Annotated in this window: 28 protein-coding genes; 16 read left to right on the top strand and 12 right to left on the bottom strand. The window is 59.6% G+C overall.

The features are described 5' to 3' along the window. The first annotated feature begins 59 nt into the window (after window positions 1-59). Window positions 60-920, top strand: coding sequence for a tyrosinase family protein (locus N8H71_RS22020; protein WP_262195662.1), 861 nt, complete (start codon window positions 60-62; stop codon window positions 918-920). Window positions 921-934: 14 nt separating this feature from the next. On the opposite strand, the gene bkdR is transcribed toward N8H71_RS22020, so the two are convergent. Beyond that, on the bottom strand, window positions 935-1,423 hold the full coding sequence (gene bkdR / locus N8H71_RS22025; RefSeq protein WP_016985245.1) for a Bkd operon transcriptional regulator BkdR: 489 nt from the start codon (window positions 1,421-1,423) through the stop codon (window positions 935-937). Window positions 1,424-1,609: 186 nt separating this feature from the next. Between bkdR and N8H71_RS22030 the strand changes: the two genes are divergently transcribed. From N8H71_RS22030 to N8H71_RS22050, 5 genes are all read left to right on the top strand, one after another. Next, window positions 1,610-2,845, top strand: coding sequence for a 3-methyl-2-oxobutanoate dehydrogenase (2-methylpropanoyl-transferring) subunit alpha (locus N8H71_RS22030; RefSeq protein WP_262195663.1), 1,236 nt, complete (start codon window positions 1,610-1,612; stop codon window positions 2,843-2,845). 1 nt (window position 2,846) lies between these two features. Continuing rightward, window positions 2,847-3,905, top strand: a complete 1,059-nt coding sequence (locus tag N8H71_RS22035; protein WP_007952909.1) for an alpha-ketoacid dehydrogenase subunit beta — start codon at window positions 2,847-2,849, stop codon at window positions 3,903-3,905. Then, on the top strand, window positions 3,906-5,177 hold the full coding sequence (locus N8H71_RS22040; protein ID WP_262195664.1) for a dihydrolipoamide acetyltransferase family protein: 1,272 nt from the start codon (window positions 3,906-3,908) through the stop codon (window positions 5,175-5,177). A 4-nt stretch (window positions 5,178-5,181) separates the two neighbouring features. Further along, complete coding sequence (lpdA, locus tag N8H71_RS22045) at window positions 5,182-6,555, top strand: dihydrolipoyl dehydrogenase (RefSeq protein WP_262195665.1); 1,374 nt, start codon at window positions 5,182-5,184, stop codon at window positions 6,553-6,555. Window positions 6,556-6,720: 165 nt separating this feature from the next. Then, window positions 6,721-7,740, top strand: coding sequence for a branched-chain amino acid aminotransferase (locus tag N8H71_RS22050; protein WP_011334831.1), 1,020 nt, complete (start codon window positions 6,721-6,723; stop codon window positions 7,738-7,740). Between the two features lie 52 nt (window positions 7,741-7,792). On the opposite strand, the gene N8H71_RS22055 is transcribed toward N8H71_RS22050, so the two are convergent. Both N8H71_RS22055 and N8H71_RS22060 read right to left on the bottom strand, forming a co-directional pair. Then, on the bottom strand, window positions 7,793-8,632 hold the full coding sequence (locus tag N8H71_RS22055) for a TIGR03915 family putative DNA repair protein (RefSeq protein WP_262195666.1): 840 nt from the start codon (window positions 8,630-8,632) through the stop codon (window positions 7,793-7,795). Beyond that, complete coding sequence (locus tag N8H71_RS22060) at window positions 8,629-9,849, bottom strand: putative DNA modification/repair radical SAM protein (protein WP_085602681.1); 1,221 nt, start codon at window positions 9,847-9,849, stop codon at window positions 8,629-8,631. Before N8H71_RS22060 ends, N8H71_RS22055 begins: the two co-directional genes overlap by 4 nt. A gap of 262 nt (window positions 9,850-10,111) precedes the next feature. On the opposite strand from N8H71_RS22060, the gene N8H71_RS22065 reads away from it, so the two are divergent. Continuing rightward, window positions 10,112-10,855 carry an SDR family NAD(P)-dependent oxidoreductase gene (locus tag N8H71_RS22065; protein ID WP_262195667.1) on the top strand — a complete coding sequence of 248 codons (744 nt, stop codon included), beginning with the start codon at window positions 10,112-10,114 and terminating at the stop codon, window positions 10,853-10,855. On the opposite strand, the gene N8H71_RS22070 is transcribed toward N8H71_RS22065, so the two are convergent. Beyond that, window positions 10,852-11,613: an ArsR/SmtB family transcription factor gene (locus N8H71_RS22070; protein ID WP_262195668.1), complete on the bottom strand. Its 762-nt coding sequence runs from the start codon at window positions 11,611-11,613 to the stop codon at window positions 10,852-10,854. The two genes, N8H71_RS22065 and N8H71_RS22070, sit on opposite strands and share 4 nt — an antisense overlap. Before the next feature lie 79 nt (window positions 11,614-11,692). Between N8H71_RS22070 and N8H71_RS22075 the strand changes: the two genes are divergently transcribed. Then, the gene (locus tag N8H71_RS22075) at window positions 11,693-12,793 is read left to right on the top strand and encodes a cytochrome P450 (RefSeq protein ID WP_262195669.1); all 1,101 of its coding nucleotides are present in this window, start codon (window positions 11,693-11,695) and stop codon (window positions 12,791-12,793) included. Here N8H71_RS22075 and dmeF read toward each other — a convergent pair. The 4 genes from dmeF to N8H71_RS22095 all read right to left on the bottom strand — a co-directional run bounded on the left by dmeF (window position 12,790) and on the right by N8H71_RS22095 (window position 14,816). Continuing rightward, window positions 12,790-13,710 carry a CDF family Co(II)/Ni(II) efflux transporter DmeF gene (gene dmeF / locus N8H71_RS22080; protein ID WP_262195670.1) on the bottom strand — a complete coding sequence of 307 codons (921 nt, stop codon included), beginning with the start codon at window positions 13,708-13,710 and terminating at the stop codon, window positions 12,790-12,792. The genes N8H71_RS22075 and dmeF overlap by 4 nt on opposite strands. Before the next feature lie 11 nt (window positions 13,711-13,721). Continuing rightward, the gene (locus tag N8H71_RS22085) at window positions 13,722-13,997 is read right to left on the bottom strand and encodes a metal/formaldehyde-sensitive transcriptional repressor (protein WP_085687529.1); all 276 of its coding nucleotides are present in this window, start codon (window positions 13,995-13,997) and stop codon (window positions 13,722-13,724) included. 180 nt (window positions 13,998-14,177) lie between these two features. Continuing rightward, the gene (locus N8H71_RS22090) at window positions 14,178-14,489 is read right to left on the bottom strand and encodes a helix-turn-helix domain-containing protein (RefSeq protein ID WP_262195671.1); all 312 of its coding nucleotides are present in this window, start codon (window positions 14,487-14,489) and stop codon (window positions 14,178-14,180) included. Between the two features lie 3 nt (window positions 14,490-14,492). Further along, window positions 14,493-14,816, bottom strand: coding sequence for a type II toxin-antitoxin system RelE/ParE family toxin (locus N8H71_RS22095; protein WP_065258430.1), 324 nt, complete (start codon window positions 14,814-14,816; stop codon window positions 14,493-14,495). A gap of 584 nt (window positions 14,817-15,400) precedes the next feature. On the opposite strand from N8H71_RS22095, the gene N8H71_RS22100 reads away from it, so the two are divergent. The 3 genes from N8H71_RS22100 to N8H71_RS22110 all read left to right on the top strand — a co-directional run bounded on the left by N8H71_RS22100 (window position 15,401) and on the right by N8H71_RS22110 (window position 17,142). Next, window positions 15,401-15,772, top strand: coding sequence for a DUF6124 family protein (locus tag N8H71_RS22100; RefSeq protein WP_262195672.1), 372 nt, complete (start codon window positions 15,401-15,403; stop codon window positions 15,770-15,772). Between the two features lie 9 nt (window positions 15,773-15,781). Further along, complete coding sequence (locus tag N8H71_RS22105) at window positions 15,782-16,063, top strand: hypothetical protein (RefSeq protein ID WP_262195673.1); 282 nt, start codon at window positions 15,782-15,784, stop codon at window positions 16,061-16,063. A gap of 776 nt (window positions 16,064-16,839) precedes the next feature. Continuing rightward, window positions 16,840-17,142, top strand: a complete 303-nt coding sequence (locus N8H71_RS22110) for a hypothetical protein (protein ID WP_262195674.1) — start codon at window positions 16,840-16,842, stop codon at window positions 17,140-17,142. Between the two features lie 196 nt (window positions 17,143-17,338). Here N8H71_RS22110 and N8H71_RS22115 read toward each other — a convergent pair whose 3' ends face one another. Beyond that, on the bottom strand, window positions 17,339-17,749 hold the full coding sequence (locus N8H71_RS22115; RefSeq protein WP_262195675.1) for a hypothetical protein: 411 nt from the start codon (window positions 17,747-17,749) through the stop codon (window positions 17,339-17,341). Between the two features lie 42 nt (window positions 17,750-17,791). Further along, window positions 17,792-18,130, bottom strand: coding sequence for an FKBP-type peptidyl-prolyl cis-trans isomerase (locus N8H71_RS22120; protein WP_007952931.1), 339 nt, complete (start codon window positions 18,128-18,130; stop codon window positions 17,792-17,794). Window positions 18,131-18,290: 160 nt separating this feature from the next. Here N8H71_RS22120 and N8H71_RS22125 point away from each other — a divergent pair, with 160 nt between their 5' ends. Beyond that, complete coding sequence (locus N8H71_RS22125) at window positions 18,291-19,367, top strand: sensor domain-containing diguanylate cyclase (protein ID WP_262195676.1); 1,077 nt, start codon at window positions 18,291-18,293, stop codon at window positions 19,365-19,367. A 3-nt stretch (window positions 19,368-19,370) separates the two neighbouring features. Here the strand turns inward: N8H71_RS22125 and N8H71_RS22130 are convergent, their stop codons facing one another. Further along, window positions 19,371-19,835 (bottom strand): hypothetical protein, encoded by a 465-nt coding sequence (locus N8H71_RS22130; protein ID WP_262195677.1) that lies wholly within the window; start codon window positions 19,833-19,835, stop codon window positions 19,371-19,373. A gap of 100 nt (window positions 19,836-19,935) precedes the next feature. Beyond that, window positions 19,936-20,244: an RcnB family protein gene (locus N8H71_RS22135; RefSeq protein ID WP_115078403.1), complete on the bottom strand. Its 309-nt coding sequence runs from the start codon at window positions 20,242-20,244 to the stop codon at window positions 19,936-19,938. A gap of 204 nt (window positions 20,245-20,448) precedes the next feature. Between N8H71_RS22135 and N8H71_RS22140 the strand changes: the two genes are divergently transcribed. From N8H71_RS22140 to N8H71_RS22155, 4 genes are all read left to right on the top strand, one after another. Then, window positions 20,449-21,045 carry a LemA family protein gene (locus N8H71_RS22140; protein ID WP_039767265.1) on the top strand — a complete coding sequence of 199 codons (597 nt, stop codon included), beginning with the start codon at window positions 20,449-20,451 and terminating at the stop codon, window positions 21,043-21,045. A 24-nt stretch (window positions 21,046-21,069) separates the two neighbouring features. Further along, window positions 21,070-22,116, top strand: a complete 1,047-nt coding sequence (locus N8H71_RS22145) for a M48 family metallopeptidase (protein WP_262195678.1) — start codon at window positions 21,070-21,072, stop codon at window positions 22,114-22,116. Window positions 22,117-22,144: 28 nt separating this feature from the next. Beyond that, window positions 22,145-23,206 carry a M48 family metallopeptidase gene (locus N8H71_RS22150; RefSeq protein ID WP_262195679.1) on the top strand — a complete coding sequence of 354 codons (1,062 nt, stop codon included), beginning with the start codon at window positions 22,145-22,147 and terminating at the stop codon, window positions 23,204-23,206. A gap of 143 nt (window positions 23,207-23,349) precedes the next feature. Continuing rightward, entirely contained in the window at window positions 23,350-24,642 is a 1,293-nt protein-coding gene (locus N8H71_RS22155; RefSeq protein ID WP_207983167.1) for an MFS transporter, read from the top strand.

Here is a 24,642-nt window from a genome sequence, read left to right on the forward strand (position 1 = left end):
CGTATTTCCAGCAAGCAGGCAGAATTCATTGGGCAATCAACCAATGGAGTGTGTGCAATATGGATATTCGCCGTAACCACCGGGATCTGTCGTCGCAACAGAAATCCGCTTTTATCGAAGCGGTTCTGAGGTTGAAAAACAACGTCAACAGCGTGCTGCGCCCTGGGCAGCAAAGTCGCTACGATGACTTTGTGCAAATCCACAAGAACTCGATGGGGCGTGGCAATCCGCTCGTTCCCAACCCGCATCGAAGCCCTCTGTTCTACCCGTGGCACCGGATACTGATCCGCCAGTTCGAACTGGCACTGCAAGCCGCCGTCGACGACCCTCGCATCACCCTGCCCTACTGGAACTGGCAACTCGGCGGCGCCGACAACCCGTTCACCTCGGACTTCATGGGCGGTAACGGCGATAACACCCAGAACCAGCTTGTCACAACCGGACCTTTTTCCAACGGACAGTCGCGATTCATTGTTTCGGTATGGGACGAGGGCGTCGGCAGCGCCGGCCTGCGCCGCAATCTCGGGGCGAACGGGGCGTTGGCATCCCCTGAAGGGGTCATCTCGGCTCTGAACCGTAGCGGCAACTGGGGGGAGCCAGACGGATGGGGCAATTTTTCAGAGCGTGAACTACACAATCCCGTGCACGCCTGGATTGGAGGCAACATGATGGAGGCCTCCTCTCCCAATGACCCGATATTTTTCCTGCATCACTGTTATCTGGATCTGTTGTGGGAGCGCTGGAAATACCAGCACCCAAACGTTGCGTTCCTTCCCGCCGCAGGCCCGGACGTCGGGGAGTTGAGCGCCTCAACGCTGGTCTTCCACCCGATAAACGAACCTGCCCCCTGGACCGAGAACTTTTTGGTTGAACAGGCTCTTTCCACGGAGGATCTGGGTTATCGATATGAGTACATCTGATTCCCGTGTGAAAATCAGCTACCCAGCGTCAACCCGTTCGCCGGCAACGGCAGCGCCGTCTTGTAGCGCACCTGCTTGAGCGCAAAACTTGACCGGATGTTCGCCACGCCCGGCACCTTGGTCAAAAAGTCCATCATGAACCGTTCGAGCGACTGAATGGTCGGCACCAGCACCCGGATCAGATAGTCCGGGTCACCGGCCATCAGGTAGCACTCCATGACTTCGGGGCGGTCGGAAATCGCCTCTTCGAAATGCTGCAGCGCTTCCTCTACCTGCTTCTCGAGACTGACGTGGATGAACACGTTGACGTGCAGGCCCAGCAGATCGGCATCAAGCAGCGTCACCTGCTCGCGAATCAACCCAAGTTCTTCCATCGCCTTGACCCGGTTGAAGCATGGCGTCGGCGACAAATTCACCGAACGGGCCAGGTCGGCGTTGGTGATGCGCGCATTCTCCTGAAGGCTGTTGAGAATGCCGATGTCGGTACGGTCCAGTTTGCGCATGAGACAAAACCACCTGTTTTTTTATGTTTATGCAGATTTTCTATCTGCAAATGATCTCCAGCGCAACGAAACAGAGAGAAATATTCTTCTTGCCCGGGCCTATGATTGTTGTAGGACAAGATTTCTTTTATCGAAGAATGACTGCCAGCTCACTACAAGAAATTCACAAGATCGAGCGTAGAAGCCATGACCCAAGCGTATGAACCGCTGCGTCTGCACGTCCCTGAACCCTCGGGCCGCCCAGGCTGCAAAACCGACTTCTCCTACCTGCATCTGACCGATGCCGGCACGGTGCGCAAACCTTCCATCGACGTAGAACCGGCAGACACCGCCGACCTGGCCCGTGGCCTGATCCGCGTGCTCGACGACCAGGGCAATGCCCTCGGCCCATGGGCTGAAAACGTGCCGGTCGACATCCTGCGCAAAGGCATGCGCGCCATGCTCAAGACCCGGATCTACGACAACCGCATGGTGGTCGCCCAGCGTCAGAAAAAAATGTCGTTCTACATGCAAAGCCTCGGCGAAGAAGCCATCGGCAGCGCCCAGGCCCTGGCCTTGAACATCGACGACATGTGCTTCCCGACCTACCGCCAGCAAAGCATCCTGATGGCCCGCGACGTACCGCTGGTCGACCTGATCTGCCAACTGCTGTCCAACGAGCGCGATCCGCTCAAGGGCCGTCAGTTGCCGATCATGTACTCGGTCAAGGACGCCGGTTTCTTCACCATTTCCGGCAACCTCGCCACCCAGTTCATTCAGGGTGTGGGCTGGGGCATGGCCTCGGCGATCAAGGGCGACACCAAAATCGCCTCGGCCTGGATCGGCGACGGCGCCACCGCCGAATCGGACTTCCACACCGCCCTCACCTTCGCCCACGTTTACCGTGCGCCGGTGATCCTCAACGTGGTCAACAACCAGTGGGCGATCTCGACCTTCCAGGCCATCGCCGGTGGTGAAGCCACCACCTTCGCCGGACGCGGCGTCGGTTGCGGCATCGCCTCGCTGCGCGTTGACGGCAACGATTTCTACGCGGTCTATGCCGCTTCCGCATGGGCTGCCGAACGCGCCCGTCGCGGCCTCGGCCCGACCATGATCGAATGGGTCACCTACCGCGCCGGCCCGCACTCGACCTCCGACGATCCGTCCAAATACCGTCCTGCCGACGATTGGAGTCACTTCCCGCTGGGCGACCCGATTGCCCGCCTGAAACAGCACCTGATCAAGGTCGGCCATTGGTCGGAAGAAGAGCACGCCGCCGTCAGCGCCGAGCTCGAAGCCGAAGTGATCGCCGCACAGAAACAGGCCGAACAGTACGGCACCCTTGCCGGCGGCCAGATTCCAAGCGCCGCGACCATGTTCGAAGACGTCTACAAAGAGATGCCGGAGCACTTGAAGCGCCAGCGTCAGCAGTTGGGGATCTGACATGAACGATCACAACAACAATATTCAGTTGGAAACCGCCATGACCACGACCACCATGACCATGATCCAGGCCCTGCGCTCGGCCATGGATGTGATGCTTGAGCGTGATGACAACGTTGTGGTGTTCGGCCAGGACGTCGGCTACTTCGGCGGCGTGTTCCGTTGCACCGAAGGCCTGCAGACCAAATACGGCACCTCGCGGGTGTTCGACGCACCGATCTCCGAGAGCGGTATCGTCGGTGTCGCCGTGGGCATGGGCGCTTATGGCCTTCGCCCTGTCGCCGAGATTCAGTTCGCCGACTACGTATACCCGGCGTCCGACCAGATCATTTCCGAAGCCGCCCGCCTGCGTTATCGCTCGGCCGGCGAGTTCACCGCGCCGATGACCCTGCGCATGCCTTGCGGCGGCGGCATCTACGGCGGCCAGACCCACAGCCAGAGCATCGAGGCGATGTTCACTCAGGTCTGCGGACTGCGCACCGTCATGCCGTCCAATCCGTATGACGCCAAAGGCCTGCTGATCGCCTCCATCGAAAACGATGATCCGGTGATCTTCCTTGAGCCAAAACGCCTGTACAACGGTCCGTTCGACGGCCACCACGACCGCCCGGTAACCCCGTGGTCGAAACACCCGGCCGCCCAAGTGCCGGACGGTTACTACACTGTGCCGCTGGACGTTGCCGCCATCACTCGGCCGGGCAAGGACGTGACCGTGCTGACCTACGGCACCACCGTGTATGTGTCGCAGGTCGCCGCCGAAGAATCCGGCGTCGATGCTGAAGTCATCGACCTGCGCAGTCTGTGGCCGCTGGACCTGGAAACCATCGTCAAATCCGTGAAGAAAACCGGCCGTTGCGTCGTGGTTCATGAAGCCACCCGCACCTGCGGTTTCGGCGCCGAACTGGTGTCGCTGGTGCAAGAGCATTGCTTCCACCACCTGGAAGCGCCGATCGAACGCGTCACCGGTTGGGACACCCCCTACCCGCACGCGCAGGAGTGGGCGTATTTCCCTGGGCCGTCCCGAGTGGGCGCGGCGCTGAAACGGGTCATGGAGGTCTGAATGGGCACGCACGTTATCAAGATGCCGGACATCGGCGAAGGCATCGCAGAAGTAGAACTGTCGCAGTGGCACGTCAAGGTTGGCGATCTGGTCGTTGAAGACCAGGTGCTGGCGGATGTGATGACCGACAAGGCGATGGTGGATATTCCGTCGCCGGTTCACGGCAAGGTGATTGCCCTTGGCGGCCAGCCGGGCGAAGTGATGGCAGTCGGCAGCATCCTGATCAGCATCGAAGTTGAAGGCGCAGGCAATCTGAAGGAGTCGGACAAACCGGCGCCTGTTGCGGCGAAAGAAGTACCTGTCGCACCGAAAGTTGAAGCGGCCGTTGAAAGCAAACCCGCCGCGCCGCGTACGGGTCCGGTTTGCCAGGGCCCGATGGTTGCCCGCGAAGCCGATGAGCGTCCGCTGGCCTCGCCGGCCGTGCGCAAACATGCGCTGGACCTGGGCATTCAATTGCGTCTGGTGCGCGGTTCCGGCCCGGCCGGTCGCGTGTTGCACGAAGACCTCGACGCCTATCTGGCGCAAGGTCAGTCGAACGCGTCGGCGCCGGTCGCCGCCGGGTACGCCCAACGTCACGATGAAGAACAGATTCAGGTTATCGGCATGCGCCGCAAGATTGCCCAGCGCATGCAGGACGCCACCCAACGCGCGGCACACTTCAGTTATGTCGAAGAAATCGACGTCACTGCGATCGAAGAACTGCGCGCCCACCTGAACGAAAAACACGGTGCGAGCCGTGGCAAGTTGACCTTGCTGCCGTTCCTCGTGCGCGCCTTGGTCGTCGCCCTGCGCGACTTCCCGCAGATGAACGCCCGTTACGACGACGAAGCCCAGGTCATCACCCGCCTCGGCGCGGTGCATGTCGGCGTCGCCACCCAAAGCGATGTCGGCCTGATGGTGCCGGTGGTGCGTCACGCCGAGGCGCGCAGCCTGTGGGACAGCGCGGCGGAAATCTCCCGCCTCGCCAACGCCGCACGCAATGGCAAGGCCAGCCGCGATGAACTGTCCGGCTCGACTATCACCCTGACCAGCCTCGGCGCCTTGGGCGGCATCGTCAGCACCCCGGTGCTGAACCTGCCGGAAGTAGCGATCGTCGGTGTAAACAAAATCGTCGAACGCCCGATGGTCGTCAAAGGCCAGGTGGTGATCCGCAAGATGATGAACCTCTCCAGCTCCTTCGATCACCGCGTGGTCGACGGCATGGACGCGGCGCTCTTCATCCAGGCCATTCGTGGTCTGCTCGAACAACCCGCGACCCTGTTTGTGGAGTGATGGCATGCAATCTCTGAACACCACGCTGCTGATCATCGGCGGCGGCCCCGGCGGTTACGTGACGGCCATTCGCGCCGGGCAACTGGGCATTTCGACCATCTTGGTCGAAGGCGAATCGCTGGGCGGCACCTGCCTGAACATCGGCTGCATTCCGTCGAAAGCGCTGATTCATGTGGCCGAGCAGTTTCACCAGACTCAACATCACAATCAGCATTCGGCACTGGGCATCAGCGTTTCGGCGCCGACCCTCGACATCACCAAGAGCGTCGAGTGGAAGGACGGCATCGTCGATCGCCTGACCACCGGCGTCGCCGCGTTGCTGAAGAAGAACAAGGTTCAGGTCATCAACGGCTGGGCCAAGGTCATCGACGGCAAGACCGTGGAAGTCGGCGATACCCGCATCCAGTGCGAACACCTGGTACTGGCCACCGGCTCGAAAAGCGTCAACCTGCCAATCCTGCCGATTGGCGGGCCGATCATTTCGTCCACCGAGGCGCTGGCACCGAAGTCGGTTCCGAAGCGCCTGATCGTGGTCGGCGGTGGTTACATCGGTCTGGAACTGGGCATTGCCTATCGCAAGCTCGGCGCCGAAGTCAGCGTGGTCGAGGCACAGGATCGGATTCTGCCGGCCTACGACGCCGAACTGACCCAACCAGTGCACGATGCGCTGAAGCAACTGGGCGTGAAGCTGTACCTGAAGCACAGCGTGCTGGGTTTCGACGGTACGTTGCAGGTGCGCGATCCGAACGGCGACACCCTGAATCTGGAAACCGATCAGGTGCTGGTGGCCGTCGGTCGCAAACCCAACACCCAGGGCTGGAACCTCGAAGCGCTGAACCTGGACATGAACGGCTCGGCGATCAAGATCGACAGCCGTTGCCAGACCAGCATGCGCAACGTCTACGCCATCGGCGACCTGAGCGGCGAGCCGATGCTGGCCCACCGCGCCATGGCTCAAGGCGAGATGGTTGCCGAACTGATCAGCGGCAAGACCCGCGAATTCAACCCGACCGCCATCGCCGCCGTGTGCTTTACCGACCCGGAACTGGTCGTTGTCGGCCAGACGCCGGACGAAGCCAAGGCTGCGGGACTGGACTGCATCGTGTCGAACTTCCCGTTCGCCGCCAATGGCCGGGCGATGACCCTGGAATCAAAAACCGGCTTCGTGCGGGTGGTCGCTCGTCGGGATAATCATGTGATCGTCGGCTGGCAGGCGGTGGGTGTCGGGGTGTCGGAGCTGTCGACCGCGTTTGCGCAAAGCCTGGAAATGGGCGCGCGACTGGAAGACATCGGCGGCACCATCCATGCGCACCCGACCCTGGGTGAAGCGGTGCAGGAAGCTGCATTGCGTGCGCTTGGGCACGCGTTGCACCTGTAAAAAACCGACGCGGGGGAGTTTTTTCATAAGCAGGCTAATAAATCTGCTGCTCCCCCCATCGCCCGGGCTGCGAAACCGCTCAAGAATGAAGTATTGTTGTGCCCATCCAAAAAAACGTCAGAAGCCTTGAACCGCTTCGGCGGTTGTTCAGTGATAGAGGGTGTCATGGGTAACGAAAGCATCAACTGGGACAAGCTGGGTTTTGACTACATCAAGACCGACAAACGCTATCTGTCGTACTTTCGCAACGGCGAGTGGGACAAAGGCACCCTGACCGAAGACAACGTGCTGCACATCAGCGAAGGCTCCACTGCTCTTCACTATGGCCAGCAATGCTTCGAAGGCCTGAAGGCCTATCGTTGCAAGGACGGCTCGATCAACCTGTTCCGTCCGGACCAGAACGCCGCGCGCATGCAACGCAGCTGCGCCCGCCTGCTGATGCCGCATGTGTCCACCGAGCAGTTCATCGAAGCGTGCAAGGAAGTGGTTCGCGCCAACGAGCGTTTCATCCCGCCTTACGGCACCGGCGGCGCGCTGTACCTGCGCCCTTTCGTGATCGGCGTGGGTGACAACATCGGCGTGCGTACCGCGCCTGAGTTCATCTTCTCGGTGTTCGCGATCCCGGTCGGCGCCTACTTCAAGGGCGGCCTGACCCCGCACAACTTCCAGATCTCCACCTTCGACCGCGCCGCGCCACAAGGCACCGGTGCCGCCAAGGTCGGTGGCAACTACGCCGCCAGCCTGATGCCGGGCTCCCAGGCCAAGAAAGCGCACTTCGCTGACGCCATCTACCTGGATCCGCTGACCCACAAGAAGATCGAGGAAGTCGGTTCGGCCAACTTCTTCGGGATCACCCACGACAACAAGTTCGTGACCCCGAACTCGCCGTCGGTACTGCCGGGTATCACCCGTCTGTCCCTGATCGAACTGGCCAAGTCCCGTCTGGGCCTGGAAGTGGTCGAAGGCGACGTGTTCATCGACAAGTTGTCGGACTTCAAGGAAGCCGGTGCTTGCGGTACCGCTGCGGTGATCACCCCGATCGGTGGCATCAGCTACAACGACCACCTGCACGTGTTCCATAGCGAAACCGAAGTCGGCCCTGTGACCCAGAAGCTCTACAAAGAGCTGACCGGCGTACAGACCGGCGACGTCGAGGCGCCAGCAGGCTGGATCGTCAAGGTTTGATCTGACGGCCAGATGCACAAAAGCCCCCATCGAGTGATCGATGGGGGCTTTTTCATTCGCCTCGCTCGCTGGCCTTCATGGCAATCCGCTTGCCCGCGCGACCGGCAATCCCGCTCGCCTGCCCGTTCTGCTGCTTGCCCATGCGCGCCTGGGTAATCAATTCGGGAATCAGCTCCCCCTCCGGCAGGTTCTTCCAGAACCTCATGGGCAAATGTCCCTGCATGACCTTCTCGTTCAACCGTGCCGGATTGAAGATGTGGCTGTAGTACGTCAGCCACAAATCATCGTGGGGATCATCGACGTTCTGCGCCAGTTGCTGCCATTCCACCGGGCACTGGCGTTGATGGATCAGTTGTTCGCCATCGTAATAAACCCCGTCGCGGGGGGTGGCGATCAGCCAACGATGCCGGCCCATGCGCCCGATGAAGTGTTCGCTGGCGCTGTGCAGGATGTCGTGGGCCGGTTCATGCCACGCCACATATTGCGGGCCCGGCAACTCTGGCGGGCGCTCGATGAAACGCACGAACGCATGCAAATGATGGGCTTCACGTTGCACCTGCTTGATCCGCCGCTGCAACTCGCTGCCCAGTTTGTCGCCGGCCATCATTGCCGTGCGATCGCCATGGCTGACGCGCCAGAGCACTTCATAAAGCAGACTCCAGCGCTGATCGCCACGGTATCGCGACGCTTGTTCCAGCGTATCGAGCAACGCACGCGGAATCCGCGCCTGAAACGGTCCCTGCCCTTCAGGCACCGACACGTCACTGGCGAACAGGTCACTCACCCCTTCCGACGCCCAGCTCACCAGACTCGGATCGATTTCATGACTGAGCAGCCAGCGCGCCTGCTGGCGCCAGATGTCGAACAGGTCGTCGCAATCGAGGTTGATCATCCCCACAGCCCCATCTGCTGCGGCATCGGCCGGTCGCGCAGCTGTTGATAGAGCATCTGGCTGGTGACCTCGGCCTGCTGCGGGTGGTAATCACTGGTGATGATGAACGGCTTGGCCTTGGCCAGCACGCAACGCATTCGCGCCACGTCTTCGTAGCGAATGCGCCGCTGCCGACGAAGTTCCACCAGGCGCTCGGTGGTGCGCAGGCCGATGCCGGGAATGCGTGAGATCAGCGCCGGTTCGGCGCGATTGAGGTCCAGCGGAAACACCTCGCGATTTTGCAGCGCCCAGGCCAGTTTCGGATCGATGTCCAGCGCCAGATTGCCCGGCCCCGTGAGCAACTCACCAGCGGTATAGCCATAACCGCGCAGTAAAAAATCAGCCTGATACAAGCGATGCTCGCGCATCAGCGGCGGCGCGGCCAGCGGAACGCTTTTCGGGCTGTCGGGAATCGGGCTGAACGCCGAGTAATAGACCCGACGCAGGCGGAAGTTACCGTAGAGCGCCTGAGCGCTGTGCAGGATGGTGCTGTCGTCGGTGTCATCGGCACCGACGATCATTTGCGTGCTCTGCCCGGCCGGGGCGAACTTTGGTGCGCGGGGTTCGTTAAGCACGGTCTGCACACCGGTGTAGATGGTGTTCATCGCCTGCTTGATCGAACCGATGTGCTTCTCCGGCGCGAGGGTTTGCAGGCTGGCATCGGTGGGCAATTCGATGTTGACGCTCAAGCGGTCGGCGTAGCGCCCGGCCTCTTCGATCAGCGCGGGATCCGCATCAGGGATGGTCTTGAGATGAATGTAGCCACGGAACTCATGCTCTTCGCGCAACAGCTTCGCGACGCGCACAAGTTGCTCCATGGTGTAGTCCGCCGAACGGATGATCCCCGAGCTTAGGAACAACCCGCTGACGCAATTGCGCCGGTAGAAATCCAGCGTCAGCGTTACCACTTCCTCGGGCGTGAAGCGCGCACGGGGGACGTCGCTGGAGCGGCGGTTGACGCAGTATTGGCAGTCGTAAAGACAGAAATTGGTCAGCAGAACCTTGAGCAGCGACACGCAACGCCCGTCCGGCGTGTAGCTGTGGCAAATGCCCATGCCATCGGTCGAACCCAGCCCGCTCTTGCCCTCGGAACTGCGCTTGGGCGCGCCACTGCTCGCGCACGAGGCGTCGTACTTGGCGGCGTCGGCGAGGATGCTGAGCTTGTCGATGATTTGCATGGCACGGACTCGATACTGTTCGTATATACAGTATAGAGAGCGTTTGACTCATACAAGATGCAATACCGTTCTTCGTCGGATTATCGCGCCGCAGCAGTCAGGTCAATTTGACTCAATTGCAGTCAGATTGACTCGATATCACGAAGGTCATAATGACTATCAAATCTGCGCAGCCCTTGATATTCGAGGCTGCCCGGCATGGCCCGAAAATTGACTGACCCACGGTAGCCATTTGGCTGAAGACCAAAAACGGGAGTTGAACATGGATCATGTTTTTCAGGGCAAGCTTGCCGTCATCACCGGTGCCAGTTCAGGCATAGGCCTGGCCGTTACCGAACGCCTGCTGAATCAAGGCGCACGCGTGTTGGCCATGTCGCGAAAACTCGGCGCACTGGCCGAACTGCTTGAGCGGTATCCCCACCAACTAGTCTGGCATCCCGGCGATGTCACTCAAGCAACCGACCTTGCCGCTTTGGCCGATCAGGCTGCGAGCGTGGGCCAGGTAAGTTTCGTGGTACCCAACGCCGGTATCGCGGAACTCGCCGACGGGCTCGACAGTTCGGCGTTCGAGCGCCAATGGGCAGTGAACGGCGCCGGCGCCCTGAAAACCTTGGCCACCCTGCGCCCGCACCTTGCAGACAAGTCGTCAGTGGTGTTCATCGGTACTTTCCTGGCGCAAATCAGCTTCGCCGGACTGGCCGCCTACATCGCGTCAAAAGCAGCATTGATCACCCATGCCCGTACTCTCGCGGTCGAGCTGGCGCCCCATGGCGTGCGCATCAATTGCGTCTCCCCCGGCCCGACCGCAACGCCGATCTGGTCAACGCTGGGCCTGAGCGACGAAGCGCTCGGGAACGTAGCCCAAGGCGTCAACCAACGTCTGTTGAGCGGGCAGTTTCTCGAACCGTCGGCAGTGGCCGACGTCATTCTTTTCCAGTTGAGCAATGGCGCTCGCGGCGTCATTGGTCAGGATTGGGTGGTCGATAGCGGATATACCCTGAGCTAACGCGCATGGAGCGATCCGGGCGTGGAATCTGTCAGCTGGCGACCTGACGAATCCCGCCCGGACTCGGGCACAACCAGCCCCCATCGAGACGCCAGTTCTCGGCGCCCCTGCACCGTCAACGTCAGCGCCCGACTGTCCAGATCCTGCGTCACCCATTTGCGCTTCAACGCAGCCTGCAATAACGCCGCCCCGAGCGAACCGCCTAAGTGCGGCCGACGCATGCTCCAGTCCAGACACGGGCAAGCGAAGCGTCGACGCAACGTCGACAGATCCTTGACCTCAATGCCCAACCCTTCAAACAAAGCCTCGCCGCTTTCACTGAGGCGATAAACCTGCTCATCGGTTTCCACCAGCCATCCCGCCTCAAGCAACCGGTCATGCAGCAACACCGCCAGCGTCCCGGCCATGTGGTCATAACAGGTGCGAGCGAATTGCAGGCGATCCGGTGTGTGCGGTTTGAAGGTCGGTGCGGGGTTCTGACCGATCACCATCAGCGCTTCCAGCGCCTGGGCCACGCGTTTATCCGCGAGGCTGTAATAACGGTGGCGGCCCTGTACATGCAGGCGCACCAGCGCCAGATCCTTGAGTTTGGCCAGGTGCGCGCTGGCGGTCGAAGCGCTGACGTCGGCGAGGGTCGCCAGCTCCGTGGCGGTGCGGGCGTGGCCATCCATCAGCGAGCACAGCATTTTGGTCCGCGCCGGCTCCGCGATGGCGGCGGCCACTTGCGAGACACCGATGTCTTGATGTTCTGCGTGCATATTTCGCTCCCGGACGAATCATCGCCCTCAAGGACTGGAGATAGTAGCAACACTTTCCCCACCGACAAGGTTGCGATCCATGGACCCGATCATCGCTGCAACTCACGCCGATCCTTATCCCTACTACGCCGAACTGCGCGCATCGGGTGGGCTGACTTTTCATCACGGACTGAAACTGTGGGTCGCCAGCAGCGCCCGGGCGGTTTGCGCGGTGTTGGCGCATCCGGATTGCCGGGTGCGTCCGGTGCAGGAACCGGTGCCCAAGGCTATCGCCGATGGCATGGCGGGCAAGGTGTTCGGCCAGTTGATGCGTATGAATGACGGCGAAGCTCAGCGTTGCCCGCGCTCGGCCATCGAGCCGCCGTTGGGGCTGTTTGAGCGGGACGAAGTCAGCGCGCTGGTGTCCGCGCGGCTGATCACGAACGATTCCGACGGCCTCTATAAAGCAATGTTTCGCGGCCCGGTGTGCGTAGTTGCCTCGCTGCTCGGATTCACCCCGGCGCAGGCGCGGATAATCAGTGAACTGACGGCGGATTTCGCGGCGTGTCTATCGCCGTTGAGCAATGACTTGCAACTGGCGGCAGCCCATCGAGCGGCGGAGCAATTGCACGGGTACTTCATCGATTTGCTGGCGGATCCGAATCCGTTTCTCGCCGACATTCAACAGCGTTTTGCAGGCGAAGAGGAGGTGCTGATCGCCAACCTCATCGGCCTCTGCTCGCAGACATTCGAGGCCACCGCAGGGCTGATCGGCAATGCGCTGGTGGCTTTGCAGCGCCAGCCTGAATTACACGCGGCGTCAGTGGATTCGCTGCTGGCTGAAGTCCAGCGGCTCGATCCATCGGTACAGAATACCCGTCGTTTTGTGTCGAACAGCTGTGAAATCGACGGCATGCGACTGGAAGCGGGCGATGTGATTCTGGTGTTGCTGGCCTCAGCCAATCGCGACCCGGCCCTGAATGAAAATCCGGATCTGTTTCTGACGGATCGCCCGAACCGCCGCAGCTTCACGTTCGGCAGTGGTCGGCATCAATGTCCGGGGCAAAAGTTAGCGATGACGATTGCCAGCGCTACCGTTGGTGAAATCCTCGCCCACGACATAGACCTGAAGCGGTTCGCCTGGCATTACCGCCCTTCGCTGAACGGGCGAATTCCGCTGTTCAGCGAAGTACGGGCTTAGGCGCTGCGCAATTCGATCGTCAGGTGCGACAACTCATGCACCGGTGCCAGACGCTCGCGAATCGCTTCAGCAGTCACGCCAGCCGCCGCGACTACGCTGACAATCGCCGCCCGCGCCTGCGGGCCGACCTGCCAGACGTGCAGGTCGCTGATGCGCACGTCGTCGGAGGTTTCCAGCAGTTCGCGGATCTCCTCGGCCACCGGTTCATCGGTGGTATCGAGCAGCACGGCTGCGCTGTCGCGCATCAGGTTCCATGCCCATTTGGCGATGACGATGGAGCCGACGATGCCCATCACCGGGTCCATCCAGACCCAGCCCAGATAGCGCCCGGCAAGCAGCGCGGCGATCGCCAGCACCGACGTCAACGCGTCTGCCAGTACGTGCATGTAGGCGGAACGCAGGTTGTTGTCGTGATGGTGATGATGGCCATGATCGTGGCTATGGCCGTGGTCATGATGGCTGTGATGGCCGGCCAGCAGGAAGGCGCTGAGCAGGTTGACGCCCAGGCCGACCACGGCAATCAAGGTCGCTTCGCCGAACGCCACGCTGGTGGGTTCGAACAGACGGAAAACCGATTCCCCCGCAATGCCCAGCGACACCAGCCCCAGCACCATCGCCGAGGCAAAACCCGCCAAATCGCCGACCTTGCCGGTGCCGAAACTGTAGCGCCGGTTGTTGGCGTTGCGCCGGGCAAAACCATAGGCCGCCACCGCGATGCCCAAGGCACCGGCGTGAGTCGCCATGTGGAAACCGTCGGCCAGCAGCGCCATGGAGCCGGTGAGATAACCGGCGGCAATTTCGCCGATCATCATCACGAACGTCAGCGCCACCACCCACAAGGTTCGGCGGGCGTTGTCGTCGTGGGATGCACCGAGGAACTGGTGATCGTGGGAAAACGTTTCAGCCTTGAGTGTCATGGCGTGGTTGCTCACTTGGAATAACGGCGAATGGCCTGCAGCAACTCTTCCACGCCCTGGGCGCGGGCTTCATCGCTGAGGTCTGGATGGGCGACATGCTCGCGTGCGTGGGCCTCGATGAACTGCTCCATCAGGCCGTTGATTGCCCCGCGAACCGCCGCCATCAGGTGCAGCGTCTTGGCGCAATCTGCCTCGGACTCCAGCGCCCGTTCAACCGCCTGAACCTGCCCGGCAATGCGCCGGACCCGGTTAAGCAACTCGCCTTTGTGTTCGTGAGTGTGCGACATACCTATACCCCCTACCCCTATATGGCGAGCATAGTCGCTGTTCGGATTGAAAGGGGCAAGGTCTGTTTTCGACCGTCCGTCGCGGCCTGAAATTTTATGTGAATGGATTGAGACGACGCGTCAGATAGCGCCGCCTCTGAAAGGCTTTTCAGATGCAGGGTCGTTGGGAGCCCTCGTCTGTCAGGCCCATTGCAGCGGCGGGGACGACGAGAAACAGAGGTCTACGTCCAGTTTTGCAGCGGCCGACAAGTTGACCAGCGCATCCAGCGAGAACTTGTCGATTTTGCCGTTGAGTACGTCGTTGAGGCGCGGCTGAGTGATGCCAAGACGCTTGGCCGCCTCTTTCTGAGGGAGCTCCCACGCACGAATCGTTTCGCAAAGCGTGCGCATCAGCTTGGCCCGCAGACGCATGTTGGCCGCTTCCTGCGGCGTGTCTTCCAGTGCATCCCAGATGCTTGAGAAACGCTGGGGAGCGTTTTGATGATCCTTCATGGCTTAACCTATTTCCTGGTATCTGGCCCGTGCCAGCTCTATGTCTCGCGTCTCGGTTTTGCGCGTGGTCTTTTGCAAGGCGTGCAGCACATAAATCGCGTCAGGCCGGTTGACCACATAAAACACTCGAAACGCCCCTGAGTCTTCGGTGATTCTGATTTCATTGACGCCCCGTCCGACGGTTTTCATGGGGCGCCAGTCGAAGGGTTCGTCACCCTGCTGCAACAGATCCAATTGAAATCCTGCAGCTCTGCGAGCATCGAGGGGAAAAGCTCTCAGATCCTTGAGCGCACTCCCGACAAATACCACGTCCTTGTGTCTTGGCATTGGCATCTCCTGTGTTGGAAGGAAAAGCGTAATAGCCCGTACGGAATCGTGTCGCGGCGGTGTGTTGCAAGGAATGGCAGCGATCACATACCAGCAGATTATATCGAAACCGATATAAATCAAGTTTGAATTGGCTTATCTGACATTTGGTATCACAAAGCAGAAATTCGCGAGCCAGCACACCTGATAAGCCGACGCAGAACCCTTGTGGGAGCGAGCTTGCTCGCGATGGCGGACTGAAAAATGAAGCATCATTTTGCCGTCATCCGAGAGGCTACATCGCCTTGCGCCTTTGCCTACAACTACGCCAGAATCCGCCGGCTTGTGCAGTTTGGAGCCTGCCCGTAACTTGATTCGCATCACTGAATGGTCAGTGAACGGGTTTAGTCGCTCGGCGTTTTATCCAAGCTCGCAAGCTGTTTTTCAGTCAGGCATTCCCACGCCTGTACTCAATGGCGGCTGTGCGTAGGGCGCTCTAGGGCGCGCCAGTAGTGCTTGGATACTGGTCGACTAACCTGCGTACAGCTGCCACCTATTGTTTAGTCGCAAGAACGTGTCAGCCTCGATTGGAGGTTTCCAAGCAAATGATCAAGCCAACGCCTAATCCACCCGAAACAGACGTACCCAACGAGTCCGACCCAACTTCCCCCTACTCCACAACCGATTCAAAAAAACTCCACGAAGCCGCCGAGCGCGCCCTCGACCATTACCTGAAACCCTCCGCCCCGAAACAGCACTGCCCCGGCCGCATGTTCCTGGTCGCCCCCGACCTGGATCAACATGCCCTGCTGGCCCACGCCTGCGAATCGATGACTTCGGCCAGCGTGATGCTCAGCGACTTCGCCGCGCTGCTGGACCCGCCCTACCGCAGCACCGTGCTGGGCATCGCCCAAGTAGTGATGTGTGGCGAACTAGCCGTGAACCGGGCGCTGGACACTCTCGATGCCACGACCTGAGGAACACCCATGGAAAGCAAATCCGATGCACACATCGTCGCCGCCCTGATCTCCATCGGCCTCAACGAGAAAGACAGCCAATGGGCCCAAAAAGCCTGTCTGCTGCTGCTCGAGAGCGAACGAAAATCCATCGTCAGCGCCGCACTCACCGCCCTCGCCCAACTCGCCCGTGACCATGGCGAACTGGACCGCAGCCGCCTGCTGCCGGCACTCACCAGCGTAAAGCGCAGATTTCCAAGCCTGACCGGCACGGTTGCCGCGACGCTGGACGAGATGGCGATGGCTGCGTAACACCTGGGACATAAGGCAAGAAAAAACCCGCTGCCTCTCTTCACGGAGGCAGCGGGTTTTGTGTTTACAACTCATAAGAAATCGTTCCGCGAATCCTGTCGAGAACACCTTTTTGTAACAACCGCTTGAGCTTCAGAACCGTCCTACATCTTTCAAATGCTCATTCAGATAGCGTTCCCAACGCTTTAAAAGTTGGAACAAGGACGCTCATGGCTCGAAAATCAGAAATTCCCCGAATTCAAAATCCCCCTCAGGCGACGGGCACCACATCACTACCCGCTACATGACCTCTACCGAGCTGGCAGAGCAGGACGCCAGACAAAAAAAGTTCGAGGAGATGCAGGCCAGGCAACAAGCCTACGAAGATCGCTTTCTTCGGCAGTCCCAACAACCGAATCAACACAGCGCCCTAGGGTGTGTATTTACCAAGAGCTGCAAACTTCCCGACGGCGTCATCAACCATGAAAGCCCCACAGGGTTTATCCCGGTCGAACGACTGGCTGACTTTGGAGCTGTCACCTTGCTCGGCGGCCGCGAAATAGATGCCGCGGGGAATATCACCCTCAAAAGAATTGGTGGTGCCAGGTTTCGCAGACACTGTTCAGCAAAAAGCCGCTGTAGTTCGCTACAGCGGCTTTTTTATGGTTGGACCGTTTGTCGGGAAGGGGGGGTGACCTGTTATTTCTGACAGTAGGCATCAAGTCTCTATTGATGTGAAGTACCTATCCATTGCGCAACTCGACGCAATGTAACGGTAAAGCAAATGGAGAACTGCAATGAACACCAAACAGATTGCCGCACCTGTTATTGAGCGTATTAAGGAAAATAACGCTGCCGGCGCTGATATTCCCCATCTTGGAAGCACGAGCGCGAAGAAAATCTGGATTGCGGGGAGTGCATCGCCGTTGGTAGACGTTAACGTTTTTGGGCCTAGTCCTGATATTGCACAAACCAACGCTGACCAGTCTGGTAAATGGAGCACATCCATAGAGGTAGGAGTTTTTCCTGGCACCACTAAAGATACAAAGGCCGAAACTGGGGGGCAAACTTCACCAGGCTGGACTATCACCTACAAATAACAATCAATTCAGTGCGAGATCGAAAAGGTCTTGCCAGAAAAGAGCTGAAGCCCATGTAAGAGTACTCATGGGCTTTTACAATCAGTCTTGCCCTACGGCACAAACGGCATGACCCGCTTGTGATGGGTCTTTTTGTACGTGTGCAGGACGTTGTGATCAGGCTTCTCATCACAACGGGCTTTATGTGCAGACGCGATCACCGCCGAAAGTCAGACAGAATGAAAGGCGTGTGCCCCCTCAAGTAAGCCTCGACCTCCTCCAGCGAGTGCAGTCCGTCGCTCGAAGAAACAACGGAGCCTTGAACATCCTGTCGAGTCAGGGTCACGGTATAAGTCCCCTCTTCCTCCAGCAGAACGCCGGTGAATCTGACGTGTTGCCCGCCTTCTTCTGCAAAGGAAGTCGCGGTAAGGCTTCCAGACGCCAGCGTCGTCGTCACACGATCCTTGAGCACTTTGCGCTTTGCCATCAGCTCCCTGGCCACAACCCAAGTGCCAACCCCCACAGCAGCGTTGAGCACAGCCATATACCCGTAAGACCAGCGCCCGTGCGACGAGTGTTTCTCGCCCAACCACTGGGCAATCTGGGAAATCATGTGCCACACGTCCATGCGCTAATCCCTGAATGCGATCATCAATTCTGCACGCCGGATTCAATCCTCCCGCGTCAACACTTCCAGCAACTCAATCTCAAACACCAGATTCGAATTCGGCGGAATCTTGCCCATCGTCCGCTCGCCGTAACCCAGATGCGCCGGCACCAGCAGTTTGCGCTTGCCGCCAACCTGCATCCCCATAATTCCCTGATCCCAACCTTTGATCACCCGGCCCGTACCGATCACACACTGAAACGGCTTGCCCCGGCTCCAGGACGAATCAAATTCGGTGCCGTCTTCCAACCAACCGGTGTATTGGGTGGTGATCAACGCGCCTTTGACGGCGGCTTTTCCGTCACCAGGCTGAAGATCGATTATCTGCAGTTCATCATTCATAACATTCGCTCTATTGTTCCGCTGGCCGCCGTTTTCCCAGAAATGCCGGCCATTGGCAACCGTTTGACCCGAGGTTGCCGCTGTTTCCGGCGTTGGCCGTGAATTAAGATAGCGACACGCCATCACTCCCGGATCGATACGCCATGACAGCGACGCTTGAATGACTCAACTCTGGATCAGCTTCGCCATTGTCGTTGTGCTGATGGTCGTGATCGCCGTTCTGATCCGCCGAGTACGCGAGCTTCGTCAGCAACTCGCCGAATATCGCGAACTGCTCACCCGTGCGGCCGAGGGCCAGAACATCCGTCAGGATGGTGACGCCGACCGTTTCAAGCGCAGCCAGTATTTCGCCCGGATCGGCACGTGGGACTGGGAGGTCGACACCGACCGGCTCTACTGGTCGGATGCGATCTTCGGCATGTTCGGGTTCAAGATCGGCGAAGTGACACCCTCCTACGCCCTGTTTTGCTCGTGCGTGCACCCCGACGACCGCGCCAAGGTGCGCGCCGGAGAATTGCGCTGTCTGGAAACCGGTGAAAACCACGATGAGGAATACCGCGTCGTCTGGCCCGACGGCACGATTCGCTGGCTGCGGGAAACCGGCAATGTGGTGCGCAACGATCACGACGCGGTGATCAAGATGATGGGCGTGGTGCGCGACATCACCGAAGAAAAGGCCTCGGCCAGCTACCTCCAGCACCTTGCTCATTTCGACCCGTTGACCGGTCTGCCGAATCGACTGGTGCTGGAAGAGCGGCTATCGGAAGCACTCGAACATGCCCGCGTGACCGAAACGCGTGTGGCACTGGTGTTCATCGATCTCAACGGCTTCAAAGCGATCAACGACCGCTACGGTCACGCCGCCGGCGACCGCGTTCTGATCACCACCGCCACGCGCCTGAAACGCATCCTGCGGGTCAGCGACACGGTCGCACGGATCGGCGGTGACGAATTCGTGGTCATCCTGCAAGGCCTCGCCCCCGGCCTGAACCTGCAGGACGAAGCCCGCAGCATCTGTCAGAAAATCTTCATCGAACTGTCCCCGCCAATCCCCATCGGCAACGAACAACGCCACATCGGCACCAGCCTCGGCGTCGCCGTCTTCCCCGACCATGCCCCGACCATGGACCGGCTGCTGCACATTGCGGATCTGGCGATGTACGAGGCCAAACGCAGCGGGAATAATCAGTATCGATTGGGTGGCGGGCAGACGCTGAGTCATAGCCGGGCTGATTGAATTTCAGCGCTCGGGCGTACCGAATACAACGCCATTGAAGGTATGCGTGCAGCACTGGCAGCTGGGAGTCATGTCTTCGGCTTTCAGTTCGGGATTGACGATTTGCAGGCGCTTGTTCTCATCGACGTATAACCCACTGTAGATGCTGGACTCACCCACCCCCACCACATCCCTTCGCTCATGTTCATGCAGAGCGACCATCCAGAACACCGGCTCTTGCCGATCCAGCCGCGACACGGCTTCACTGAAAATCTCGTCCCAATCACCGCCGACACGCGACAACAGAAAGCGAAACAACGGCGTGTAATCGTAGCCATGGTGTTTGACGCCATGCATCGAACCGCGTTTAGCCTCGCTGTGGATTTCAGCCTTGGTGTTTCGTTGATGCCGGTAATGCCCGCCCGGGTTGTTGCGCCAAACGTTGTGGGCGGTGGTGTTTTCTTTGCGATAAAGGGGTTTCTTGTTCAACGAACTGCTCCTGACATCCAGTCACTCGAAACGCCCCTCGCGTTTTACCGGAACGGCGCTCGAATGCAATCAACCGTCCATGGCCAATTGTTGCTTGAGGTCAGCGCTCCACCGGCTGAATCGCCACAATCGTCCCGTTGGTAATCATCACCATCACGTACTTGTCATTGATCTGCACCCACTGCGCCTGCGGCTCCGGCTGCTTGAGGCCTTTTTGTTTCCAGTTGGTCAGGGCTTTTTCACTGCGCTGATAAATGTCCGGGGCGCGGTCGTTGACTTGCAGTTCGCGGCCGTCGACGGGGGAATGTTCGACGGTAGAGGTCGAGGTTTGCGCCGCTTGAACGAGGGGGCTGATCCCGGCGATGCCGGCGACGAGGGCCAGGCTGGCGATTAGGGTCTTGTTGTTCATCGGTGAACCTCCTGAAATGTGTGATACCTGAACTCCGACTGCGGGGTTCTGGAATCATTCCTTGTTTTTTGATGGTGCTGAACCGGAGATTGTAGCCGTGCCCCGGAACGCGATCCGGGCTCGCCAGCCACCGGGCGAATACAGTCAACGGCATCCATTTGCGATAAGATCGCGCGCCCCCACAGAGTGAACAAGGACATCACCGTGAAAATCTATCTCATCGTCAATCTGGTGTTGCTGGCGCTTTTGGGGCTCTACGCTGTCAGTCTTTTCAACAAACTTGTTGCCCGGCGCAACGAGATCAAGAACGCATTTGCCCAGGTCGAAGTGCAGCTCAAACGCCGCTATGACCTGATCCCCAATCTGGTCAGCATCGCCAAGGGTTATCTGGCTCATGAGCGCGAAACCCTTGAAGCGGTGATCGCCGCGCGCAATGCCGCCGTGGCCGGACTTGAAGCTGCACAGGCGAAACCGGGCAGCGCCCAGAACATCGCGCAATTGGGGCTGGCGGACAGCGCACTCAGCAGCGCCGTGGGTCGATTGAACCTGACGCTGGAGGCTTATCCGGAACTCAAGGCCTCGCAGAACATGCAACAACTGAGCGAAGAGCTGAGCAGCACCGAAAACAAGGTGAGCTTCGCGCGCCAGGCGTTCAACGATGCGGTGATGGCCTACAACACGCTCAAGCAGAGCTTTCCGGCGGTGCTGCTGGCGGCCAGTTTTGGTCATCGCGAGGATGCGGTTCCGTTGAAGTTTGCCGATACGCTGGCCATCAAGACCGCGCCCAACGTTTCTTTCTGACTTCTTCTCTCCATGGATGGCCCGATGAACTTTTTTGAACGACAGACCCAGGCCCGAAACCAGACGCAACGGCTGGTGTTCATGATGATTCTGGCGATTGTCATGCTGATCGGGATGACCAGCCTGCCCTTCGTCTTCAATGGTTTTGAGGATTACCTGAGCGGGACCGGCACGCTGGCGGATGCGTTTCTGGCAATGGCCGTTATCGCATCGTTCATCAGCAGCATCGTGGTGATTGGCGGTCTGCTGAAATATCGGCAGCTGCGCGCGGGCGGCAAAGTCGTCGCGGAGAAACTGGGTGGCCGCCTGCTCAATGGCAATGTGCGAACCCTGGACGAGCAGCGGTTGATGAACGTCGTCGAAGAAATGGCGATTGCCTCCGGCACCTGCCTGCCAGCGGTGTATCTGTTACCGGACGAAAGCATCAACGCCTTCGCGGCCGGATTCAAACCGGAGGACGCGGCCATTGGTGTGACCCGGGGCGCAGTGACGCTGCTGACCCGGGAAGAACTGCAAGGGGTGATCGCCCACGAATTCAGCCACATCTTCAACGGTGACATGCGCCTCAACACGCAATTGGTGGCATTGGTGCACGGCCTGTTGGTGTTGGGGCTGGCTGGCACTTACATAATGGCCAGCCTGCTCAAGCGCGACAAACGCGACGTGCGGTTGATGCTGGTGGTTTTTGCGCTCGGTTTCGCACTGTGCGTGGCCGGATTTGTCGGGAATCTCTATGGCAATTTGATCAAGGCGGCTGTCAGTCGCCAGCGTGAATTCCTCGCCGATGCGAGCGCGGTGCAATACACGCGCAATCCGCAAAGCATTGTCGGCGCACTGAAAAAAATCGGCGCCCATAAACAAGGCTCCGTCATCAACTCCCCCCGTGCCGCCGAGTTCAGCCATTTGTTTTTCAGCACGGGCGGATCAGGTTGGCTGAGCCGGATGTTTGCGACCCACCCCCATTTGAGCGTGCGGATTCGTCGGATCGATCCGCAGTGGGACGGCAGTTTTACGACGGCTGTCGCAGCGGGCAAACCGGTGCCAGATCAGGTGGCGGCAACGGCGGATTGATTCAGACTCCACGTCCACGGATGGTCAGATGAATTTCTTTGAACAACAGCGCCAGGCTCAGCGCCGCTCGGTGCAGCTCGTGATTTTGATGTTTTTTGCCGTACTCGGCTTGATTCTTGTGTCCTTCATGCTCCTGATTCTGCCGATCTCGTACGGCAAAACGCTCGAGGATCTGGCGGAAAACTGGCAGTTTTTCGCGATCATTGCAGCGCTGGTAACGGCTGTTGTGCTGCTCGGCGGACTGTTCAAATACGTCGAACTGACAGGCGGCGGCAAAGTGGTCGCGCGCCGCTTGGGTGGTCGTCTGATCAACCATGACGCGCGGACTCTGGAAGAGCGCCGCCTGGTCAACGTGGTTGAGGAAATGGCCTTGGCGTCTGGCACCGCCGTTCCTTGCGTGTATCTGCTGCCAGATCCGGGAATCAATGCATTTGCCGCCGGCCTCACGCCTCAGGATGCAGTGATCGGCGTCACTCAAGGTGCGATAAGCCTGTTGTCACGCGATGAACTGCAAGGCGTGATCGCCCACGAATTCAGCCATATCTACAACGGCGACATGCGCCTGAACACCCAACTGGTCGCGATCGTCCACGGGATCATGGTGATCGGGCTGGCGGGAAACCATCTCTTGCGCGGTCTTGAAGACGCACCACACTCATCTGCCAATCGTAAGCAGCCGACCATCCTGGTCAGCATGTTTGGCACTGCGCTGTGCATTGTCGGATTCTCCGGGACGTTCTTCGGCAACCTGATCAAGGCTGCGGTCAACCGGCAACGCGAATTCCTGGCCGATGCGACCGCCGTGCAATACACCCGCAACCCCGACAGTATCGCCGGGGCACTGAAGAAAATCGGCGGGTACAAAATGGGCTCGACCCTGAGGGCCGCCCGCGCTGCCGAATTCAGTCACCTGTTTTTCGGCCCTGTCACTTCCAGCGCTCATCTGCTCTCGGGCCATCCGGATCTGCGTGAACGCATTCGCAGAATAGACCCTGACTGGGACGGGACTTTTGTGAGCATCGCCGCACCAGCGCAAGACTCGATGGTAGCCAGAACCGTACTGGCAGCGACGCCGAAACAGCTGCCATAGCACGCCATTGATCTGCATAGCGCATCAATCCATGCCAACTATGCAATTAACAGATCGATCCCCCTGCGCCACTATCCGCCCCAATAAAAACCGTGCGCCGCCTCCCCGTCGCGCACGTCATAAAAGCGGTGGAGTATTTTTCGATGACAGCCTCAATCCCACACGGCGGCTCGCGGGCCGGCGCCATTTTCCGGGTGACCTCGGGTAACTTCCTCGAACAGTTCGACTTCTTTCTGTTCGGTTTCTACGCCACGCAGATCGCGGCGGTGTTCTTTCCGGCGAGCAGTGAGTTCGCGTCCCTGATGATGACTTTTGCGGTGTTCGGCGCAGGCTTTTTGATGCGTCCGCTGGGGGCTATCGTGCTCGGCGCGTACATCGATGACGTCGGTCGGCGCAAAGGTCTGATCGTGACCCTGTCGATCATGGCCAGCGGCACGATCCTGATTGTGCTGGTGCCCGGATATGAAACCATCGGCCTGTTTGCGCCGGCGCTGGTGTTGATCGGGCGGCTGCTACAGGGATTCTCCGCCGGTGCGGAACTGGGCGGGGTTTCGGTGTATCTCTCGGAGATTGCCACGCCGGGCCGCAAAGGTTTTTTCACAGCCTGGCAGTCGGCCAGTCAGCAGGTGGCAATCGTCGTCGCAGCCGCGCTGGGTTATGGCTTGAACCAGTGGATGGCGCCGGACGTGGTCGCGGATTGGGGCTGGCGGATTCCGTTTTTCGTCGGCTGCATGATCGTGCCGTTCATCTTTATCCTGCGTCGTAACCTGGCGGAAACCGAAGAGTTCGCCGCCCGCAAACATCGCCCGAGCATGAAGGAAGTGTTCCGCACCCTCGGCCAGAACTGGGTCGTGGTGCTGGGCGGGATGTTGATGGTTGCCCTGACCACCACCGCGTTTTACCTGATCACCGTGTACGCGCCGACCTTCGGCAAAACCGTGCTGCACCTGAGCACGTCGGATGCGTTGCTGGTGACGTTGCTGGTGGGCGTTTCCAACTTCTTCTGGCTGCCGATTGGTGGCGCGTTGTCCGATCGCATCGGCCGTCGTCCGGTGTTGATCGCCATGTCGCTGCTGGCCCTGGCCACGACTTATCCGGCGCTGTCGTATCTGGTGCAGGCGCCGAGCTTCAGTCACATGCTGCTGTCGTTGCTATGGCTGTCGTTTATCTATGGCCTGTACAACGGCGCGATGATTCCGGCGCTGACCGAGATCATGCCGGTAGAAGTGCGCGTAGCCGGTTTCTCCCTTGCCTATAGCCTGGCGACGGCGGTGTTTGGCGGCTTCACCCCGGCGATGTCGACCTTCCTGATTCAGTACACCGGTGACAAGGCTGCACCGGGTTACTGGATGAGCGTCGGCGCGCTGTGTGCGTTGTGCGCGACGCTGTATCTGTATCGCCGCGCGGGCGGTCGTCTGCAACCTGTCGCTGCCTGA

This window comes from Pseudomonas koreensis (assembly GCF_025447595.1).
Taxonomy (GTDB): domain Bacteria; phylum Pseudomonadota; class Gammaproteobacteria; order Pseudomonadales; family Pseudomonadaceae; genus Aquipseudomonas; species Aquipseudomonas koreensis_H.

Excerpts from the sequence above, each read along its gene's own strand:
- N8H71_RS22085 (WP_085687529.1), bottom strand. The coding sequence starts at position 13,997 with ATGTCGCACACTCACGAACACAAAGGCGAGTTGCTTAACCGGGTCCGG.
- N8H71_RS22150 (WP_262195679.1), top strand. The coding sequence starts at position 22,145 with ATGAATTTCTTTGAACAACAGCGCCAGGCTCAGCGCCGCTCGGTGCAG.
- N8H71_RS22135 (WP_115078403.1), bottom strand. The coding sequence starts at position 20,244 with ATGAACAACAAGACCCTAATCGCCAGCCTGGCCCTCGTCGCCGGCATC.
- N8H71_RS22125 (WP_262195676.1), top strand. The coding sequence starts at position 18,291 with ATGACTCAACTCTGGATCAGCTTCGCCATTGTCGTTGTGCTGATGGTC.
- N8H71_RS22020 (WP_262195662.1), top strand. The coding sequence starts at position 60 with ATGGATATTCGCCGTAACCACCGGGATCTGTCGTCGCAACAGAAATCC.
- N8H71_RS22030 (WP_262195663.1), top strand. The coding sequence starts at position 1,610 with ATGACCCAAGCGTATGAACCGCTGCGTCTGCACGTCCCTGAACCCTCG.
- N8H71_RS22035 (WP_007952909.1), top strand. The coding sequence starts at position 2,847 with ATGAACGATCACAACAACAATATTCAGTTGGAAACCGCCATGACCACG.
- N8H71_RS22070 (WP_262195668.1), bottom strand. The coding sequence starts at position 11,613 with ATGCACGCAGAACATCAAGACATCGGTGTCTCGCAAGTGGCCGCCGCC.
- N8H71_RS22105 (WP_262195673.1), top strand. The coding sequence starts at position 15,782 with ATGGAAAGCAAATCCGATGCACACATCGTCGCCGCCCTGATCTCCATC.
- N8H71_RS22065 (WP_262195667.1), top strand. The coding sequence starts at position 10,112 with ATGGATCATGTTTTTCAGGGCAAGCTTGCCGTCATCACCGGTGCCAGT.
- dmeF (WP_262195670.1), bottom strand. The coding sequence starts at position 13,710 with ATGACACTCAAGGCTGAAACGTTTTCCCACGATCACCAGTTCCTCGGT.
- N8H71_RS22100 (WP_262195672.1), top strand. The coding sequence starts at position 15,401 with ATGATCAAGCCAACGCCTAATCCACCCGAAACAGACGTACCCAACGAG.
- N8H71_RS22075 (WP_262195669.1), top strand. The coding sequence starts at position 11,693 with ATGGACCCGATCATCGCTGCAACTCACGCCGATCCTTATCCCTACTAC.
- N8H71_RS22040 (WP_262195664.1), top strand. The coding sequence starts at position 3,906 with ATGGGCACGCACGTTATCAAGATGCCGGACATCGGCGAAGGCATCGCA.
- N8H71_RS22095 (WP_065258430.1), bottom strand. The coding sequence starts at position 14,816 with ATGCCAAGACACAAGGACGTGGTATTTGTCGGGAGTGCGCTCAAGGAT.
- lpdA (WP_262195665.1), top strand. The coding sequence starts at position 5,182 with ATGCAATCTCTGAACACCACGCTGCTGATCATCGGCGGCGGCCCCGGC.
- N8H71_RS22050 (WP_011334831.1), top strand. The coding sequence starts at position 6,721 with ATGGGTAACGAAAGCATCAACTGGGACAAGCTGGGTTTTGACTACATC.
- bkdR (WP_016985245.1), bottom strand. The coding sequence starts at position 1,423 with ATGCGCAAACTGGACCGTACCGACATCGGCATTCTCAACAGCCTTCAG.
- N8H71_RS22145 (WP_262195678.1), top strand. The coding sequence starts at position 21,070 with ATGAACTTTTTTGAACGACAGACCCAGGCCCGAAACCAGACGCAACGG.
- N8H71_RS22115 (WP_262195675.1), bottom strand. The coding sequence starts at position 17,749 with ATGGACGTGTGGCACATGATTTCCCAGATTGCCCAGTGGTTGGGCGAG.
- N8H71_RS22120 (WP_007952931.1), bottom strand. The coding sequence starts at position 18,130 with ATGAATGATGAACTGCAGATAATCGATCTTCAGCCTGGTGACGGAAAA.
- N8H71_RS22055 (WP_262195666.1), bottom strand. The coding sequence starts at position 8,632 with ATGATCAACCTCGATTGCGACGACCTGTTCGACATCTGGCGCCAGCAG.
- N8H71_RS22155 (WP_207983167.1), top strand. The coding sequence starts at position 23,350 with ATGACAGCCTCAATCCCACACGGCGGCTCGCGGGCCGGCGCCATTTTC.
- N8H71_RS22060 (WP_085602681.1), bottom strand. The coding sequence starts at position 9,849 with ATGCAAATCATCGACAAGCTCAGCATCCTCGCCGACGCCGCCAAGTAC.
- N8H71_RS22090 (WP_262195671.1), bottom strand. The coding sequence starts at position 14,489 with ATGAAGGATCATCAAAACGCTCCCCAGCGTTTCTCAAGCATCTGGGAT.
- N8H71_RS22110 (WP_262195674.1), top strand. The coding sequence starts at position 16,840 with ATGAACACCAAACAGATTGCCGCACCTGTTATTGAGCGTATTAAGGAA.